The organism is Frankia sp. BMG5.60 (genome assembly GCF_059428125.1).
In genome coordinates this window covers 7,762,490-7,779,713 of record NZ_CM182091.1, presented here as the reverse complement: position 1 = coordinate 7,779,713, position 17,224 = coordinate 7,762,490, and the positions used below count along the sequence as shown (strand labels likewise).

The 17,224-nt window shown below is 69.8% G+C and carries 12 protein-coding genes; 8 read left to right on the top strand and 4 right to left on the bottom strand.

Going from position 1 to position 17,224, the window contains the following annotated elements; genetic code table 11:
* Nucleotides 1-15 precede the first annotated feature (15 nt).
* From AC5R91_RS31805 to AC5R91_RS31795, 3 genes are all read left to right on the top strand, one after another.
* Nucleotides 16-1,407: a BTAD domain-containing putative transcriptional regulator gene (locus AC5R91_RS31805; RefSeq protein WP_495394975.1), complete on the top strand. Its 1,392-nt coding sequence runs from the start codon at nt 16-18 to the stop codon at nt 1,405-1,407.
* The gene (locus tag AC5R91_RS31800) at nt 1,404-3,770 is read left to right on the top strand and encodes an ATP-binding protein (protein ID WP_495394974.1); all 2,367 of its coding nucleotides are present in this window, start codon (nt 1,404-1,406) and stop codon (nt 3,768-3,770) included. Before AC5R91_RS31805 ends, AC5R91_RS31800 begins: the two co-directional genes overlap by 4 nt.
* Nucleotides 3,771-3,925: 155 nt before the next feature.
* Complete coding sequence (locus tag AC5R91_RS31795; protein ID WP_495394973.1) at nt 3,926-5,596, top strand: purine-cytosine permease family protein; 1,671 nt, start codon at nt 3,926-3,928, stop codon at nt 5,594-5,596.
* Nucleotides 5,597-5,649: 53 nt separating this feature from the next.
* Here AC5R91_RS31795 and AC5R91_RS31790 read toward each other — a convergent pair whose 3' ends face one another.
* A complete protein-coding gene (locus AC5R91_RS31790) occupies nt 5,650-7,926 on the bottom strand; it encodes an MMPL family transporter (RefSeq protein ID WP_495394972.1) in 2,277 nt (758 codons plus the stop codon).
* Nucleotides 7,927-8,180: 254 nt separating this feature from the next.
* On the opposite strand from AC5R91_RS31790, the gene AC5R91_RS31785 reads away from it, so the two are divergent.
* The 5 genes from AC5R91_RS31785 (at nt 8,181) to AC5R91_RS31765 (ending at nt 14,312) form a co-directional block, all read left to right on the top strand.
* Nucleotides 8,181-8,936 carry a hypothetical protein gene (locus tag AC5R91_RS31785; protein WP_495394971.1) on the top strand — a complete coding sequence of 252 codons (756 nt, stop codon included), beginning with the start codon at nt 8,181-8,183 and terminating at the stop codon, nt 8,934-8,936.
* Between the two features lie 381 nt (nt 8,937-9,317).
* On the top strand, nt 9,318-10,445 hold the full coding sequence (locus AC5R91_RS31780; protein WP_495394970.1) for a sulfotransferase family protein: 1,128 nt from the start codon (nt 9,318-9,320) through the stop codon (nt 10,443-10,445).
* Between the two features lie 28 nt (nt 10,446-10,473).
* On the top strand, nt 10,474-11,721 hold the full coding sequence (locus AC5R91_RS31775) for an aminotransferase class I/II-fold pyridoxal phosphate-dependent enzyme (RefSeq protein ID WP_495394969.1): 1,248 nt from the start codon (nt 10,474-10,476) through the stop codon (nt 11,719-11,721).
* Between the two features lie 42 nt (nt 11,722-11,763).
* Complete coding sequence (locus AC5R91_RS31770; RefSeq protein ID WP_495394968.1) at nt 11,764-12,663, top strand: SDR family NAD(P)-dependent oxidoreductase; 900 nt, start codon at nt 11,764-11,766, stop codon at nt 12,661-12,663.
* A gap of 131 nt (nt 12,664-12,794) precedes the next feature.
* A complete protein-coding gene (locus AC5R91_RS31765) occupies nt 12,795-14,312 on the top strand; it encodes an MFS transporter (RefSeq protein WP_495394967.1) in 1,518 nt (505 codons plus the stop codon).
* Nucleotides 14,313-14,396: 84 nt separating this feature from the next.
* Here the strand turns inward: AC5R91_RS31765 and AC5R91_RS31760 are convergent, their stop codons facing one another.
* From AC5R91_RS31760 to AC5R91_RS31750, 3 genes are all read right to left on the bottom strand, one after another.
* The gene (locus AC5R91_RS31760; protein ID WP_495394966.1) at nt 14,397-15,203 is read right to left on the bottom strand and encodes a tyrosine-protein phosphatase; all 807 of its coding nucleotides are present in this window, start codon (nt 15,201-15,203) and stop codon (nt 14,397-14,399) included.
* A 156-nt stretch (nt 15,204-15,359) separates the two neighbouring features.
* On the bottom strand, nt 15,360-15,536 hold the full coding sequence (locus AC5R91_RS31755; protein ID WP_495394965.1) for an acyl-CoA carboxylase epsilon subunit: 177 nt from the start codon (nt 15,534-15,536) through the stop codon (nt 15,360-15,362).
* Between the two features lie 11 nt (nt 15,537-15,547).
* Nucleotides 15,548-17,173, bottom strand: a complete 1,626-nt coding sequence (locus AC5R91_RS31750; RefSeq protein WP_495394964.1) for an acyl-CoA carboxylase subunit beta — start codon at nt 17,171-17,173, stop codon at nt 15,548-15,550.
* Nucleotides 17,174-17,224: the final 51 nt, after the last annotated feature.

Below are 17,224 nucleotides of genomic sequence, written 5' to 3'. Positions count from 1 at the left end.
TGTGACGATCGACAGATGGTATGCCTCGAGTTCCGGCTGCTCGGCCGCGTCGAGGTGTACCGGGACGGTCAGCCGGTGGACGTCGGCGGGCCCAAGCAGCGCGCCGTCCTGGCCTCGCTCCTGCTCCGCGTCCGCCGAGTGGTTTCGGTCGATCAGCTCATCGACGACCTGTGGCCGCAGCAGCCCCCGGCCCGGGCGGCGGCCACGGTGCAGGTCTTCGTCTCCCAGCTACGCCGGGCCCTCGAACCCGAGCGTTCCCGTGGTGAGGCGGCGACCGTCCTGGTCACGGCGTCGCCCGGCTACCTGCTCGACATCGAACCCGATGCCGTGGACGCGCACGCCTTCGCCGACCTGGTCGTGCGCGGCCGGCAGGCTCTCGACGCCGGGGACCCCGAGCGGGCGGCGCGGGTGCTGCTGCGCGCCGAGGGGATGCTGCGCGGCCCGGCACTGGCCGACGTCCCGGTCACCCCGTTCGTCGGGGCCGCGGTGGCCCGGCTGACCGAACTGCACCTCGGCGCGGCCGAGGACCGGATCGACGCCGAACTCGCCCTGGGCCGGCACGCCGCGCTGGTTGCCGAGCTGGAACAGCGGGTGCGCCGGCACCCGCTGCGAGAGCGGCTCCGGGCGCAGTTGATGCTCGGGCTGTACCGGTGCGGGCGGCAGGTGGAGGCGCTGGCCACCTATCGCGAGACCCGCCGGGTGCTGGACGACGAGCTGGGGCTCGAGCCGGGCGTCCGGCTGCGCGAACTGGAACAGGCGGTCCTGCGGCAGGACCCTGGCCTGGCCTGGCAGCCGCCCGCGCCGCTGACGCGGCCCGCCGCCCCGGCCCAGGTGGCGATGCCGGGCCCCACGGCCCGGATGGCGACGCCGGGCCCCACGGCCCAGGTGGCGACGCCGGGCCACCAGCCACCGTCCGCGGATCGGCCAGGCAGGGTCCTGGTGGTCGATGACACCGCCATCAATCGCACGCTCCTGGCGGCCGCGGTGACCGAACTCGGTCACGAGGTGGAGACGGCCGAGAACGGCCACCGGGCTCTCGAGGTGCTGCGGGCCGCCGATGACGGTCCGCGCGGGTTCGACATCGTCCTGCTGGATCTGCTCATGCCGGTGCTGGACGGCTACGCGACTCTAACCGAGATCAAGGCAGATCCCGCCCTGGCCGCCGTCGGTGTGATCATGGTGTCGGCGGTGCCGGAGCTGGAGAGCGTGGTGCGCTGCATCGAGCTGGGTGCGATCGACTACCTGCCGAAGCCGTACAGCTCGACGATGCTCCGGGCCCGGCTGCGCGCCTCCCTCCAGGCCAGACGCTCGACCGCTGAGCGGGAGACCGCCCTGCGGACCGAGATCGCCGCGCTTCGCGCCGAGGTCTCCCAGGCGCGGATCGGCACCGGGCCAGAACACCCGTGAACTCCTCGCCGATGTCGCTGCGCGGTCTGGTCCGTAGCGGCGTCGGCATCGGCGTGGTCCTGCTGGCCGCGCTGTTGCTGGTCAGCCTGAAGGCCGAGCACAGCACCCGGCAGGCCGCCGCGGCCGAGGCCCGGCGGTCGCAGTCGCTACGTCTGGCCTACGAACTACGGCAGACCTCCGACGACCTGACCCGGATGGCGCGGACGTACGTGGTCACCGGTCAGCCGCGCTACCGCGCCTGGTTCCAGGAGATCCTGGAGATCCGGGACGGTACGGCGCCGAGACCGGAGAACTACGGCAACATCTACTGGGACGTCGTGACCGACACCGGCCGGCGGCCCACGCCGCCCGGGCCCCCGGCCGCCTTCGCCACGCTGGCCGCGCAGGCCGGGTTCACCCGCCCGGAGCTGGACCTGCTCGCCACGGCCAAGGCGCGTTCGGACGCCCTGGCCACCGTGGAGGAGCACGCGTTCGCCCTGGCCGCCCAGGGGGGTGCGGCCCATCGGCAGCGGGCGACGGACATCCTGTTCGACTCGTCCTACCTGCGGGCCAAGGACGAGATCATGCAGCCGATCGGGCGGGTGCTCACGCTCGTCGACACCCGCACGGCCCGGGAGACCGCGCGGGCGACGGACCAGGCCCGGGACTGGTCCGCGGCCGCCATCGCGGCGGCGCTGCTGCTTCTCGCGGGGATGGCGGTGTTCGCCGCCGTGACCCGCCGGGCGGTGCTCCGGCCGGTCGCGGAGCTCGACGCCGCCACCGCCCGGATCGCCGCCGGCGAGGCCGACGTCCGGGCGCGGGTCGTCGGAGTCGGCGAACTGCGTGCCCTGGCCAGGCGATACAACGAGATGACCGAACGGGTCTTCCGCACCGCCGACGCCCTGCGCGACGCCGCTTGCACCGCCCAGACCGCCAACGCCGCCAAGAGCGCCTTCCTGGCCACCATCAGCCACGAGATCCGAACCCCGATGAACGCGGTCATCGGCATGTCGGGGCTGCTGCTGGACAGCCGTCTTGACGCCGACCAGCGGCACCTCACCGAGGTCGTCCACGACGGCGCCCACGCACTGCTCCTGTTGATCAACGACATCCTCGACTTCTCCAAGATCGAGGCTGGCCACCTCGGCCTGGAACAGGTTCCGTTCCACGTCGCCGAATGCGTGCAGGCCGCCATCGATCTCGTCTCGGCCGATGCCGGAGCCAAGGACGTCGAACTGGCCTGCACCCTCGAACCCGGCACCCCGCAGGCCATGGTCGGCGACCCGACGCGGGTCCGGCAGATCCTGCTCAACCTGCTGAGCAACGCGGTGAAGTTCACCGAACGAGGCGAGGTGACCGTCACCGTCGGGGCGGCGCCGAGCGGCGCCGAAGGCACCTACGAGTGGCGCTTCACGGTGCGCGACACCGGCATCGGCATCCCACCCGAGCACCTGGAGTCGATCTTCGATCCGTTCACCCAGGTCGACACCTCCACCTCGCGGCGCTACGGCGGGACCGGGCTGGGCCTGGCCATCTGCCGCCGGCTGACCACCCTCATGGGCGGGACGATCACTGCTGCCTCCCCACCCGGATCCGGCACCACCATGACCGTCACCGTGCCCGCGGCGGCGGCAACGGTGGCGCGGCCGATCCGCCCAGCCCCACAGCGGCGCGCGATGACCACGGCCCTGCGGCTCCTGGTGGCTGACGATCACGCCGTGAACCAGCGACTCGTGCTCCTTCAGCTCCGCGGACTCGGCCACCGTGCCGATCTGGTGAGCAGCGGCGCCGAGGCGGTGGCGGTGGTCCGGCGCAGGCACTACGACGTCGTGCTCATGGACGTCCAGATGCCCGACATCGACGGCCTGGAGGCCACCCGCCAGATCCGGGCTCACTGTGGCGGCCGCGGGCCCTGGATCATCGCGCTCACCGCCAACGCGCAGGCCGGCGCGCGGGAGGCATGCCTGGCGGCAGGCATGGACGACTACGTCACCAAACCACTGGTAACCCCCGACCTCGTCGCCGCGCTGGCTCGGGCCCGGCCGCCGGGCGGCCGGCCCGTCCTGGACCCGGGCGCGCTGGAGCGGCTGCGTGACCTTCTCGGTGGGAACGCGGCAACCCTGTCCGGCCTGATCACCGACTTCCTCACCGACGCGCCGAGGCTGGTGGACACGCTGTCCGCGGCCAGCTCCGACCCCGGCGCGGTGCACCGCGCCGCGCATGACCTGAAGAGCCTCGGCGCCACCTTCGGGGCCACCGACCTGGCCCGGTTGTGCCAGCGGGTCGAGACCCACACCAGTGCCGCCGGCGAGGTGGGCCCACTGGTGCGGGAGATCGTCGCCGAGCACGAACGCGTCGCCCTCGCCCTGCGCGCGCTCGGCTGAGGCCGCCCGCGCCCGGCGGTGGCCGGGACGCTTGGCCGTTGCTTAACGGTTGCTTAGCGGCCGGATGTTGGCTGGTCGGCAGGGGTCAGCGTCGCTCCCGTCGCCCGTTTGTCCGGCGTCCTCGCCACCCGCGACCGCAGAAAGGCCAGCCTGCGATGAGCACCGTCAGTCCCCCGCACGAACCCGCAGCCCACCAACTCGACCCAGGGACCCACCAGCTTGATAGCGGGTCCGCGAAGGAGACCCTGGAGGACTACACGCTCCGGTTCGCGCCGCGCAGTTACCGGCGCTGGGGCACGGGCATGGTCGCGATCTCGGCCCTCGGTGGCATCGCCTACCTCGCGGACTTCGCCATCGGGGCCAACATCGGCATCTCCTACGGAACGACGAACGCCCTGTGGGGCATCGGCGTCTTCGCCGTCGTGATCTTCCTGACCGGCTTCCCCCTGGCCTACTACGCCGCCCGCTACAACCTGGACCTCGATCTGATCACCCGGGGCAGCGGTTTCGGCTACTACGGCTCGGTCGTCTCGAACGTGATCTTCGCATCCTTCACGTTCATCTTCTTCGCCCTCGAGGGCTCGATCATGGCCCAGGGCCTGAAACTGGGCCTGCACATCCCGCTGTGGGCCGGCTACGCGACCTCCACGATCGTCATCTTCCCGCTCGTGGTCTACGGCATGAAACTGCTCTCCACGCTGCAGCTCTGGACGACACCGCTGTGGCTGGTGCTGATGGTGCTGCCGTTCGCCTACCTGCTGATCAGCCACCCCGACTCGATCAGCGGGTTCTTCGACTACGGGGGGCAGGACGGCAGGGGCGGCTTCGACCTCGGCTCGGTCTTCCTGGCCGCCGGCGTCTGCCTCTCCCTGATCGCCCAGATCGCCGAGCAGATCGACTACCTGCGCTTCATGCCGCCACGCACGCCGGAGAACTCGCGCCGCTGGTGGACCGCGATGGTGCTGGCCGGCCCGGGCTGGGTCGTCTTCGGCGCCGTCAAGCAGATCATCGGCATGTTCCTCGCCGTCTACATCATCGCGGGCGTCGCGGACGGCGCGGGCGTGGCCAACCAGCCGGTGCACCAGTTCCTGGAGATCTACCAGGACATCCTGCCGCACTGGGCCGCGCTGGCCCTCGCCGTCGCGCTCGTCGTGATCAGCCAGGTGAAGATCAACGTCACCAACGCCTACTCCGGCTCGCTGGCCTGGACCAACTCGTTCACCCGGATCACCAGGACCTACCCCGGCCGGCTGGTCTTTCTCGGCTTCAATCTGCTCGTGGCGCTGATCCTGATGGAGGCCGACATGTTCAGCTTCCTGAACACGATCCTCGCCTTCTATGCCAACTGCGGCATGGCCTGGGTGGTCGCGGTCGCCTCCGACATCACGTTCAACAAGTACCTGCTCAAGATCTCGCCGCTGCAGCCCGAGTTCCGCCGCGGCATGCTCTACGCCGTCAACCCGGTCGGGTTCGGCTCGATGCTGCTGGCCGCCGGTATCTCGATCATCGACTTCTACGGGGGCCTCGGCTCCGGTCTCAAGCCCTACTCCCCACTCGTGGCGATCGTGCTCGCGCTCGTCCTGCCGCCGGTCCTGGCCGTGGCCACGAAGGGCAGGTACTACCTGCGCCGCACGGACGACGGCATCGACCTGCCGATGTACGACGAGTACGGCAACCCCTCAGGGGAGACCCTCACCTGCCACGTCTGCCAGCAGGAGTACGAGCGGCCGGACATGCTCAGGTGCCAGACGCACGACGCCTACGTCTGCTCGCTCGACCTCTCGACCGACAGGGTCGGCGACCACGTGCTCCCGGCCCAGGCCTGACCCGTCCGGCCAACTGATCACCCGGCGGGGGTCGGGCTGGGAGTCGACCCGTCTCAGGAGTGGTGGGCCAGTTCCCGTTCGTCGTCGGGTCGGTCGTCGTCCACGGAGCCGGAGCCTGCCCCGGTGCCCGCGGGGTGGGCGACGGCCTCGTCGGCCGGTTCGACCGAGACGTGCGGGGTGATCCGTTCCAGCCACGTCGGAAGGTACCAGTTGGCCTTGCCGACAATGTGCATCACCGACGGTACGAGCATCGTCCTGAGGACGAACGCGTCGAGGAACACGGCGGCGGCGAGGCCGGTGCCGAAGATCTTGATCGGGCGGCCCGGGCTGACCAGGAAGCCGAGGAAGACGGCAATCATGATGAGGGCGGCGGCGGTGATGATGCCGCCGGTCTCGGCCTGCCCGATGGTCACCGACCGCCTGTTGTCACGGGTGTGCACCCATTCCTCATGCATGCGACTGACCAGGAACACCTGGTAGTCCATCGACAGGCCGAAAAGGATGGCGAACAGCATGACCGGGATCCAGGCGTCGATCGGTCCGCCGGGACCGGCGCCCATGCTGTCCGACAGCCAGCCGTACTGGAAGATCGCCACGACCAGACCGAACGAACCACCCGCGGCCAGCAGGTTCATGACCGCGGCGGTCAACGGGATGACCAGGCTCCGGAACGCGATGAGCAGCAGGATGAACGACAGACCGACCACGACCGCGATGAACAGCGGCATCTTCCGGGCCAGCACCGAGGCGAAGTCGACGTTGATCGCCGTGTCACCGAAGGTGTAGATGTGGTTGGCGGTGCCGTCGTACAGCGGCGGCAGGGTGGTCGAGCGCAGGTGCCGGACCAGCGTGTAGGTCTTCTCCGACTGCGGTGACGTGGTCGTCTTGAACGTCACGAAGGCGATGTTCCTGGCCAGCGGAACCGTGCTCAGGCTGGCCGGGTCGACGCCCGGGACGGCGGACAGCGTCTTCGTCACGCGTTGCAGGTAGGCCTGGTCCGCAGCGCCGGGCCCGCTCACCACGGCTTCCAGCCCGGAGTTGTAGCCGACACCGAAGTCGGAGGCGATCAGGTCGTAGCCGGCGCGGGTGGTGGAGCTCTTCGGATCGCTGCCCTGGTCGCTGGCGCCCAGCTCCAGGGAGAAGAACGGCAGGGCGATGGCGACCATCACCGCGCCGGAGACGACCGCGACGGCGATGCGGCGCCGGGCGACGAACTGCGACCAGCGGGCCCAGAACCCCACCGGACGGTCATCGATGAACTCGCCGGCCCGCACCGCCGCCCGCTGGCGGCGGGGCAGCACCTTCAGCCCGAACAGGCTGAGCAACGCGGGCAGCAGCGTGAGTGAGGCGATCATGGTGAAACCGACCGCGAGCGCGGTCGCCACCGCCATGCCGTTGAAGAAGCTCACCCCGAGCGCGAGGAGGCCGAGGATGGCGATGCACACGGTCGTACCGGCGAACAGCACCGCCCGGCCGGAGGTGTTGATCGCGTTCACGATCGACTCCCCGACGGGCATGCCGCGCCGCAGATTGCGGCGATGTCGCGTGACGATGAACAGCGCGTAGTCGACGCCGACCCCGATCACCATCAGCTCGGCCAGGTACGGGGTGATGTTGGAGACGTTGATGGCGTGACTGAGGATGTAGATCACGCCGAGGCCGCTGACGAGCGCGACCACCGCGCTGGCCAGCGGCAGCACCGTGGCGGCGACGGTGCGGAACACCAGGGCCAGGATGATCAGCGCGGCCCCGAACCCGATGAACACCGACGAGCCCGAACCGTCGCTCTGCCCGATGCCGGTGAAGGCGTTACCGGTGAACTCCACCTGCAGCGCGTCGCTGCGCAGGGTCCTGAGCTGGTCGTAGACGTTCTTGAACAGCTCGGCGTCGTAGTGGTCGTTCTCCCAGGTGATGGCGACCAGCGCCGTGGTGGAGCCGTGCGCCCTGTTGAGCAGCCCCGGGTTTCCCCGCGCGGCGGCGGTGGTCTTCGAACAGTCGATCGACTCCCACGGCGTCGCGATCAGCGCCACATGGTTACCGGAGGTGCACACCTTGGCGAGGGTCGGCTTGAGCTGCGGGGGCGGGGCCGTGAACGCCCCGGTCCTGTTCTTGAGAACGACCGTGCCCGGGGCACCGTTCTGGTTGTTCAGGCCGGCGTTCTCGAGCAGCTTCGCCACGGACGCGGTCTCGGTGTGCGGGAGGCTGAACGTGTCCTTGTACGAGGCCCCACCCATCGCCCCGGCGATCCCCTGCGCCGCGACGACGAAGACGACCCAGCCGACGACGACGAGCCATCGGCGACGGACGGCGAGTTCAGCGATCCGCTTCATCACTTCTCCTGCTCGGCGGCTGGCGGCTGGCGGCTGGCGGCGTCCTGGCACCGGCGGCCGAATCCAGGTCGCCTCAGCTTCGCACATGCTCCCGAGCAGCCCAGTACCCGGTTGGATCATCTTAATTGCGGGTCCTCGTCGACGCCCTGTCCAAAACCCGACGTGACAGAACCCGACAGCGCCCCCTCGACGGCAGGCTGTCGCGATTTGGTCACGACGCACGTGGCCGCCGTGCGCCGTGGCAGAGTCCAGCCATGCGCGAACCCCGCGACGTCGTCGACGACCTCGAACGCCGGACGGAAGATCGGCCAGACCGGACGAACACGGTGGGTCAGCAGGATCCGCGGCCTCCGGCGGGCGAGGATCGGTTCGCGGGCTACGGGGTCATGGGCCTTCCGTTCCGTTCCGGGCACGTCCTCGGTCTGCGCCGGTTTCCGGAGTCCTCGGTCGGCCCCGGCTATCGGTCGGTCTGGCATCGCGACCCCGACGGCCGCTGGACCTTCTACCAGGACCAGCCCGCCGAGCTGGCCTGTACCCGCTACTTCGGCTCGGCCGTCGACGATGTGCGCGAGGGCCCGATCCACCTCGACTGGGCGGGTCCGCGGACGTTGCGCGTCACCGCCGGCGACGGCGATCTCGACTGGACGGTGACGGTCGCGGCGACACCGGTGACCCGGCTGTTCAGCACCCTCGGTTCCGCCCTGCCGGATCGCGCCTGGCGTTCCCGCCCGCTGCTCGAGGTCATGTCGCGGCTCGCCGGCGCCGCGCTCGGGCCGGGCCAGGTACGGCTGACCGGTCTCGCACCGGACGGGCAGCGATTCGCGGCCAACCCGTTGCGCCTGTGGGTCGTGACCGACAGCACCGCGACGGTCCGCGGTGTACACCTCGGCGAACCGGGACCGATTCCCGCCCAGGCATTCCTTCGCGATTTCGCCATTCCGCAGCGCGGACTGTTCGTCGTCGGGCGGGCGGTGTTCAGCGACCCGGCCGCCAGTGTCCTGAGTCGCTGATTCGCTGGCCATAAGCGGCGGGCCCATCCGAGACAGACACGGGCGATCGGCGGCGAGCGGGGACGACGGCACTTCGTCGTGCGTGGCGGGCGATCCGCCCGGCGATGGTGAACAGCCTGTGCCGTAGCCGTTTGGGCTCCCCGCGTCGGGCGGTGTGGTCCGCCAGGGCCGACCACCCTGAGTGAGCCAGCGCCGGATCCCGGAGAATACAGTGACACGCAGGCCCGTCCGGTGGCATTTGAGCACAATCCATTGGTCCATCGTGGCTAAAAATCGGTTCGACGCACTGGTTGCCTGCGTTCTCGGCGCCTGCGAACATGGCCCGTGACTGATCGTCGCTTTTCGAGGAACGGCCACCGGCGAATAACGGGAGCGTCCGAAGTGGACACGATCGGAACAGTCAATGACATTCACGCCGCCGCCACGGCCCTGACCGGGTTCACCGATTTCGGCCCACCCGACTATCACGAGGGGCTTGACGTCATCCTGGCCGCCTACCAGGACGAGGCCGACCTCACTCCGCTCGGCGTCACGATGGCCCGCGACGAGTTGCGCGACATTCTGGTGGCCCGGCTGTTCAGCGAGGCTGGCTGGCGGCGCTATCCGGAGTACGCCGAGGTTGCGGTCGTGCGGCCGGTGTTCATCGTCGGCATGCCCCGCACCGGCACGACCACGTTGCACCGGCTATTGACCGCCGATCCGGCCCACCAGGGCCTGGAACTGTGGCTGGGCGCGGCCCCGCAGCCCCGCCCGCCGCTTCCGAACTGGGCGAACGACCCGATCTTCCAGCGCGTCCAGGGGGCGATCCACGGATTCCTGGAGCGGAATCCGGGCTATCTCGGTATCCACAACCGGGACGCGGCGAAGGTCGAGGAATGCTGGCTGCTGACCCGCCAGTCGATGCTGTCGGCCTTCTTCGAGTTCACCGGGCACGTGCCGACCTACTCGAACTGGCTGGCCGAGCAGGACTGGACCGCCGCCTACGAGCGCCACCTGCGCAACCTGCAGCTGATCGGGCTGTCCACGCCCGGTCGGACCTGGGTGCTCAAGTACTCCGGCCACATGCTGTGCCTGGACGCCCTGCTGGCCACCTATCCGGACGCGCTGATCGTGCACACCCACCGCCGCCCGGCCAGCACCGTGCTCGGCTCGGCCTGCAGCATGGTCAGCAGGCTTGCGGCGGGCAAGTCCACCAGTTTCCACGGTGACGCCATCGGCCCGGCCCTGCTGGAGCTGGCCGAGCGCGCCCTGACCCGCTTCGCGGCGGACCGCGCCCGCCACGACCAGGCCCACTTCCACGACGTGGAGTTCGACGAGTTCACCGCCGATCCCCACGGTGTCGTAGCCGGGATCTACGCCCGGCTCGGCCGCCCGGTGCCCGAGCCCGCCCGCGCCGCCATGGCCGAGGTGCTCGCCGAGGACGACCGGCTGCGGTCGCACCGTTACGACCTGGCCGAGTTCGGTGTCACCGCCGAACAGGCCGACGCCCGCCTCGCGACTCTGGTCTGACCGCCCACCACACCGAACCGAGGAGATCATGACCACGACGGCACCCTCGGGGACGACAGACGCGGCACTGTCTCGCTGGGGCTTCTCCGAATGGATCACGCGAACCCGACAGACCGGCGAGTTCATCGACACCCCTGAGCTGGACGGGGTCAACGACGCGGTCATCAGCGTCGACGGCCGCCCTATGGTCAACTTCGCCGGCATCGGCATCCTGGGCTGGCAGCACGACCCGGAGGTCCGCCGGGTCTTCGCCACCGCGGCGGCCGAGTACGGCCTGGTCGTCGGCGGTTCGCGGCTGGTCCAGGGCCTCTCCCGGCCGCACCTGGAGCTCGAGACGCTCGTGGCCGAGATCACCGGCCAGGACAAGGCGCTCACCTTCGCCACCGGCCTGTTGGCCAACCTCGGTTTCGTCCACGCGATGAAGGCCCGGTTCTCGTTCGCCGGCGAACCCGGGGTGAACAACGCCGACATGGTCCTGGTGCTCGACTGGGACAGCCACTGGAGCATGTGGAAGGCCGCCGACGGGTTCAAGTACGGACGCAACCTGTTTGCCTTCCCGCACAACGACATCGCGGCGCTGCGAACGCTGCTGGCCGAGCTTGGCGACCGGCGGGTCGTGGTCGGTTTCGAGACGGTCTACTCGGCCGACGGCTCGATGGCGCCGGTGGGTGCGATCCTGGACGCCTGCGAGGAGTTCGGGGCGATCAGTTTCGTCGACGACGCCAACGGGTTCATGGCCTACGGAAACGGAGGCCACCGGTTCGCAGCAGAATACGAGGCGCTGCGCCGCGCCACCTTCCGGATGGTGTCGTTCGGAAAGGCCGTCGGTCTTTCCGGTGGTGCCATCGCCGGGCCGGCGGACGCCATTGACGCCTTCCGTTTCCTGTCGGGCACGTCGATTTTCACGACGAACATCCAGCCGCCGACCGCCCGGGCCATCACGCACGTGCTCGAGCGGATGCGACGCGACCCGTCGGTGATGGAGCGCTATCTCGACCGGATCGACCGCCTGCGCGGACGTCTGGCCGCGATCGGGTGCTCCATCAATCCCACGCCGACCTTCGTCACCTCGATCGCCGTCGGTTCCAACGAGACGGCTGTACGGGTGCGTCGGGACTTTCTTGAGCGCGGCTACCTGGTGCCGATGTTCGCCTATCCGGCGGTCCGGAAGAACGAGGCGGTGATCCGCCTGCTCGTGAACGATCGGCTGTCCGACGAGCAGCTCGACGGTTTCGTCGACGCGCTGGCCGAACTCCGGACGATCCACGGCTTCTGACACCGCCCGGCCCGCCGCGGGCCGGTCCGAGCGAGGGGCACCATGGATTCCCAGTCACCGGATTCCCCGTCTCTGCCCGCGACGGTCGCCCGGCCCGTCGCCCGGCCGGCATCTCGGCCGGTGGCCCTGGTCACCGGGTGTTCGAGCGGCATCGGCGTGCGCTGCGTCCCGGCGCTGGTCCGGCGGGGGTTCCACGTCGTCGCCACCCTGCGCGACCTGGGCCGCCGCGCCGCGCTCGACGAGGTCACCGACGAGCACGTCACGGTGCTTCGGCTGGACGTGACCGACCAGCGGACGATCGACGAGGCCGTCGCCGCCGTCCTGGCCGCGACCGGCCGCATCGACGTGCTGGTCAACAACGCGGGGACGGCGCCGCCGAACTTCGTCGAGGAGGCACCGCTGGCGCAGTGGCGATCGGTGTTCGAGACCAACCTGTTCGGCCAGGTCGCGGTGACCAACGCCGTCCTGCCCACGATGCGGGCACAGGGCCGGGGCCGGGTGGTGATGGTCTCCAGCGTCGGCGGGCGGGCGCCGACGCCACTGCTCGGCGTCTACTGCGCCTCGAAGTTCGCCCTCGAGGGGTACGCCGAGACCCTGCGACTGGAACTGCGACATTCGGGCATCGACGTCGCGCTGGTCGAACCGGGCTCCTACCGGACGCGCATCTACGACACGCCGCTGCTGCACGCGCCCGTCCCCGTCGAGTCGCCCTATGCGGACGACTTCGTCCGGCTGCGCGCGTTCTACAGCGAGTACATCGCCCATCACCTGCGCGACCCCGACGAGGTCGCGGACCTGGTCGCGACCCTGGCCGCCCGGCAGCGCCGGCGCCTGCGCCATCCGGTCGGCACCGACGCCTGGATCAAGCTCGCGCTGCACGCCCTGCTCCCCTGGCCGGCCTACGAGCGGCTGACCCGGCGACTGATCGGCCTGCGACCGTAGCCGCCGCCGGGCCAGCCAGCGTGCGGGGCACAGGTGCCGTCGGTTCGGCGCCGACCCGAGGGACGCCAGATCTGCCCAGCCTGGGGCGCAGCGGTGCTGACGCCGCCCGCCGCGATGCATGAGGAGCGCCGATGACATCGACTTCGAAGCTACCCGGCATGGAAACCACACGTGGTCCTGACCATGTGACGTCGAGTGGGCTGCCGGCCCGCCGGCGGCAGGTGGTGCTGGCGACTTGCTGTCTGAGCGTCTTCGTCGTCGCGATGGATGCGACGATCCTCAACGTCGGCCTGCCGTCGATCAGAAGCGACCTGCACGCCACCGACGCCAGGCTGCAGTGGACGGTCGACGCCTACAGCCTGGTGCTGGCAAGCCTGTTACTCCTTGCCGGCTCGATGGGCGACCGGTTCGGGCGACGGCGCGTCTTCCGGACCGGTCTGACGCTGTTCTCCGTGGGATCCCTGCTGTGCAGCCTCGCGCCTGGGCTCGGCTGGCTGATCGCCTTCCGGATGATCCAGGCGGTCGGCGGGTCAATGCTCAACCCCGTCGCCCTGGCAATCATCACGAACACCTTCACCGACCGTCGGGAGCGGGCCCGCGCAATCGGCCTGTGGGCCGCGGTGGTCGGGCTCAGCCTCGCGCTGGGGCCGGTGCTCGGCGGACTACTGATCGACACGGTCGGCTGGCGGTCGATCTTCTGGATCAACGTACCGGTCGGAGTCCTCGCGGTGGTCCTCAGCGGCCGGTATGTGCCCGAGTCGAGGGCGCCGCGGGCCCGCCGGTTCGATCCCGCGGGTCAGGCTCTCGTTGCCATCACCTTCGTCACCCTCGTGTTCGCGATCATCGAGGCGCCGGGCGCCGGCTGGACCGCCCCGCGGACGGCCGCCGCGTTCCTCGTCGCCGCGCTGGCCCTGGCCGGGCTGGTCTGGTGCGAAAAGCGGCGTGCGGACCCGCTGCTCGATCTGCGGTTCTTTCGCAGCGCACCGTTCTCCGGGGCCACCGCCATCGCGGTCTGCGGCTACGCGGCGATGGGCGGATTCCTCTTTCTGAACACTCTTTATCTCCAGGCGGTGCGGGGCTACTCAGCCATCCACGCCGGCCTGCTCACCCTCCCGATGGCAGCGATCGCCGCAGCGACGTCGCCGATCTCCGGGCGACTGGTGGCCCGCCACGGCCCCCGCCCCGCCCTTGTCCTCGCCGGGATCGCGATACCAGCCAGCGGCGTCATCCTTCTTTCCTTCCTGGGCACCAACCCGGGCCTCGCACCGGTCATCTGCGCGTACGTGCTGTTCGGCGCCGGATTCGGGATGGTCAGTGCCCCAACCACGAACATCGCCGTCTCCGGGCTGCCGCTCACCCAGGCCGGCGTCGCGGGGGCCCTCGCCGGTACCAGCCGACAGCTCGGCCTGTCGCTTGGCGTCGCCGTCTTCGGTTCGGTGGCCGCGAACCACGTCGCGGGTGGTCCAGGGACGGCGACCATCGACCCGACCAGCGCCGCCCCCTGGTGGATCATGATCTGCCTCGGGTTGGCCATCGCGGCACTTGGCGTTCTCACCACCGGCCGCTGGGCTCACGACACCGCTGCCCGCACCGCGGCGCTCCTCACCGCCCATCCGGCGTCGACGCAGCAACCACCAGGGCTGGCATGATGACGACGGCCCCGGATGTCCGGGACGGCTCGGACGGGCGCTTGCGCGGTCTACGTAGGCCGACGCACGGGATCGATGTGACGGTCAACTCGTCACACCGCACTCCGTGGCCGAGCCCGCACCGGGCTCAATGAGCATCTCGCGCCAGCAGGCGATCTGTTCGGTGTGCGCGCCGTTGGCGAGGAGGAATCCCGCGGCGCCCCCGGCGGTGTCGTCAAGGAGATCCAACACGGTGCCGATGGCCCGCGGGTCCAGGGCGGGAGCGCCCCCGAATCCGCGGTCAGGCGAGCCCGCGACACGCAGGTGCGCGTATTCAGGGCGGCGGTCCAGCGCCGCCCTGACCAAATTGATCCGCTGCTCGGTAGCCAGATAGTCGGCGAGGATCGCGGCCCTCTCGACGCCGGCGGCAGCGAGCAGAACCGCCGCGATGACACCGGTGCGGTCCTTACCGGCCGCGCAGTGCACCAGCGCGGGAGTGCGCCCGCTCGAGACCAGGAACCGCAGAATGCGGACCAGGCCGGTGCCGGCCGACTCAAGCATCGAGGCGTACAACGCAGCGAGCTTGTCGCCGACCCGGTAGCGCAACGCCGCCGGATCGGTCAGAGCGGAGAGGTCAATCAGAGGTTCGTGCAGCCAGGCGATGCCGACCTCCGGGAACCATGCGGCCGCGCGGGGATTCTCGAACGGCGCGCGCAGATCCACGACACCGCGCAGGCCGACGTCGTCCCGCAGCAGCGCGATGTCCTCGGCGGTCAGCGCGTCGAGGTTGTCGCCGCGCAGCAGCACCCGCGGACGTACGGTGCCCCCGGCCGCAGGCAACCCGCCCAGATCTCGGACGTTGTGCGCGCCGACGAGATTGATCCAACGAGGTTCTTTCTCTATGGCGGTCATATCAGAACATTAAGACAGCCCGACGCGCCAATCTCATTCATCTGGTTCTTCTATCCTCGGGTCGGTGGCGTAGCTGGTCACGTGTACAGGGCCATGCCGTGAGGCCGGCTCACGCCCTGCCCGGCGGCTCCCGACGGGCAAGGACCGGTCGAGAGGCTATCGGTCCATCCAGGAAACGCCAGCGGTCCGGCGGAATCCCGGAGCTGTCCACGCCGGCCGGCCGCTGGTCGTACGGGGGTTCGGCCCGCGCGTGCGGCAGTAGCGGAGCACCACCAACAGGGCGGCGATGTCACTCGCGTCCGGATCACCCCGGACGATTCGCAGCGCCGTCACCTCGGGACCATTCACTGGGGCTGGTTTCCGTGCTTGCGTACCGGCAGCGGCTGATGCTTGTGCCGCAGCATGGCGAGCGATCTGATCAGGGCCTGTCGGGTTTCCGCGGGACTGATGATGTCGTCGACCAGGCCCCGCTCGGCCGCGTAGTACGGATGCATCAGCTCCTCGCGGTACTCGGTGATGCGTTGGGCCCTCCGTGCGTCGGGATCGTCGGCGGACGCGATGTCCCGCCGGAAGATGATGTTGGCGGCACCTTCGGCACCCATCACCGCGATCTCGTTTGTCGGCCATGCCAGCGACAGATCGGCGCCCACCGAACGCGAGTCCATCACGATGTAGGCCCCGCCGTAGGCCTTGCGCAGGATCACCTGGACCCGAGGCACCGTCGCGTTGCAGTAGGCGTACAGCAGCTTGGCTCCGTGTCGGATGATCCCCTGATGCTCCTGCGCGATACCGGGCAGGAAGCCCGGGACGTCGACCAGGGTGACCAGCGGAATATTGAAGGCGTCGCAGGTCTGTACGAACCGGGCGGCTTTCTCGCTCGCGTGGATGTCCAACGCTCCCGCGAACGCCGCCGGCTGGTTCGCGACAATTCCGACCGTGGATCCGTCCAGCCGGGCCAGGGCGCACACGACGTTCGGCGCCCAGGTCTCGTGGATTTCGAAGTAGTCGCCGTCATCGACGACTTCCTGGACCACCGTCCGCATGTCGTAGGAGCGATATCCCTCGGCGGGCACCACGTCCAGCAGGCGGGTGGTCTGGCGGTCGGCGGGATCGGCGGTGGCCACGGTCGGCGGCAGTTCATGATTGTTCGCCGGTAGCAGGGACATCAGATGCCGGACGTTGTCGAGGCACGTGGGCTCGTCGTCGTAGGCGCCGGCCGCCACCCCGGACAGGGTGGCGTGGACGTCGGCGCCGCCGAGCCCCTCGTGGCTGACGGTCTCCCCGGTAACCGCCTGCACGACGTCCGGGCCGGTGATGAACATCTGCGATATCCCGCGCACCATGAAGACGAAGTCCGTCAGCGCCGGCGAGTACGCCGCGCCGCCGGCGCACGGACCAAGAATGACGCTGATCTGTGGGATGACACCGGAGTTCCGGGTGATCCGCTGAAATATACCGCCGTACCCGGCGAGCGCCGTGACGCCCTCCTGGATCCGCGCGCCGGCGCCGTCGCACAGTCCGATGATCGGGACACCGGCGGCCGCGGCCATGTCCATCACCTTGCCGATCTTCTCGGCGTGCGCCTCGCCGAGCGCGCCACCAAAGACCTGGAAGTCGTGGGCGTAGACGAAGACGGTGCGGCCGCCGATCGCCCCCCAACCAGTGATCACACCGTCGGTGTGCGGCCTTCTGCGCTCGATTCCGAACCCGCTGGCCCGGTGCCGGCGCAACATTTCCACCTCGTTGAAGGTGCCGTCGTCGAAGAGATAGTCGATGCGTTCCCGCGCCGTCCACTTGCCTTTCTTCCGCTGCGCGGCCGCGGCTTCGTGGTCCATGCCGCCGCGTATTACGCCGCGCAATGCGGTGAGCTCGCCGGTCGCTTCTCGCAGCCGGTTCACCGGCACTCCGGCCCCGCGAACCAGTTCGTCCTCGCGGGAATCGTGAACTGCTCGATCGGATACGACGGTCACGCCAGCCTCCTCTCATTACTCGGTCGGTCAGTCCGGACCGATCGCCTGGTG

Bases quoted from the DNA above. Each gene is read 5' to 3' on its own strand.
- AC5R91_RS31760 (WP_495394966.1), bottom strand. From the start codon at position 15,203: ATGACCGCCATAGAGAAAGAACCTCGTTGGATCAATCTCGTCGGCGCG.
- AC5R91_RS31790 (WP_495394972.1), bottom strand. From the start codon at position 7,926: ATGAAGCGGATCGCTGAACTCGCCGTCCGTCGCCGATGGCTCGTCGTC.
- AC5R91_RS31795 (WP_495394973.1), top strand. From the start codon at position 3,926: ATGAGCACCGTCAGTCCCCCGCACGAACCCGCAGCCCACCAACTCGAC.
- AC5R91_RS31775 (WP_495394969.1), top strand. From the start codon at position 10,474: ATGACCACGACGGCACCCTCGGGGACGACAGACGCGGCACTGTCTCGC.
- AC5R91_RS31805 (WP_495394975.1), top strand. From the start codon at position 16: ATGGTATGCCTCGAGTTCCGGCTGCTCGGCCGCGTCGAGGTGTACCGG.
- AC5R91_RS31765 (WP_495394967.1), top strand. From the start codon at position 12,795: ATGACATCGACTTCGAAGCTACCCGGCATGGAAACCACACGTGGTCCT.
- AC5R91_RS31785 (WP_495394971.1), top strand. From the start codon at position 8,181: ATGCGCGAACCCCGCGACGTCGTCGACGACCTCGAACGCCGGACGGAA.
- AC5R91_RS31770 (WP_495394968.1), top strand. From the start codon at position 11,764: ATGGATTCCCAGTCACCGGATTCCCCGTCTCTGCCCGCGACGGTCGCC.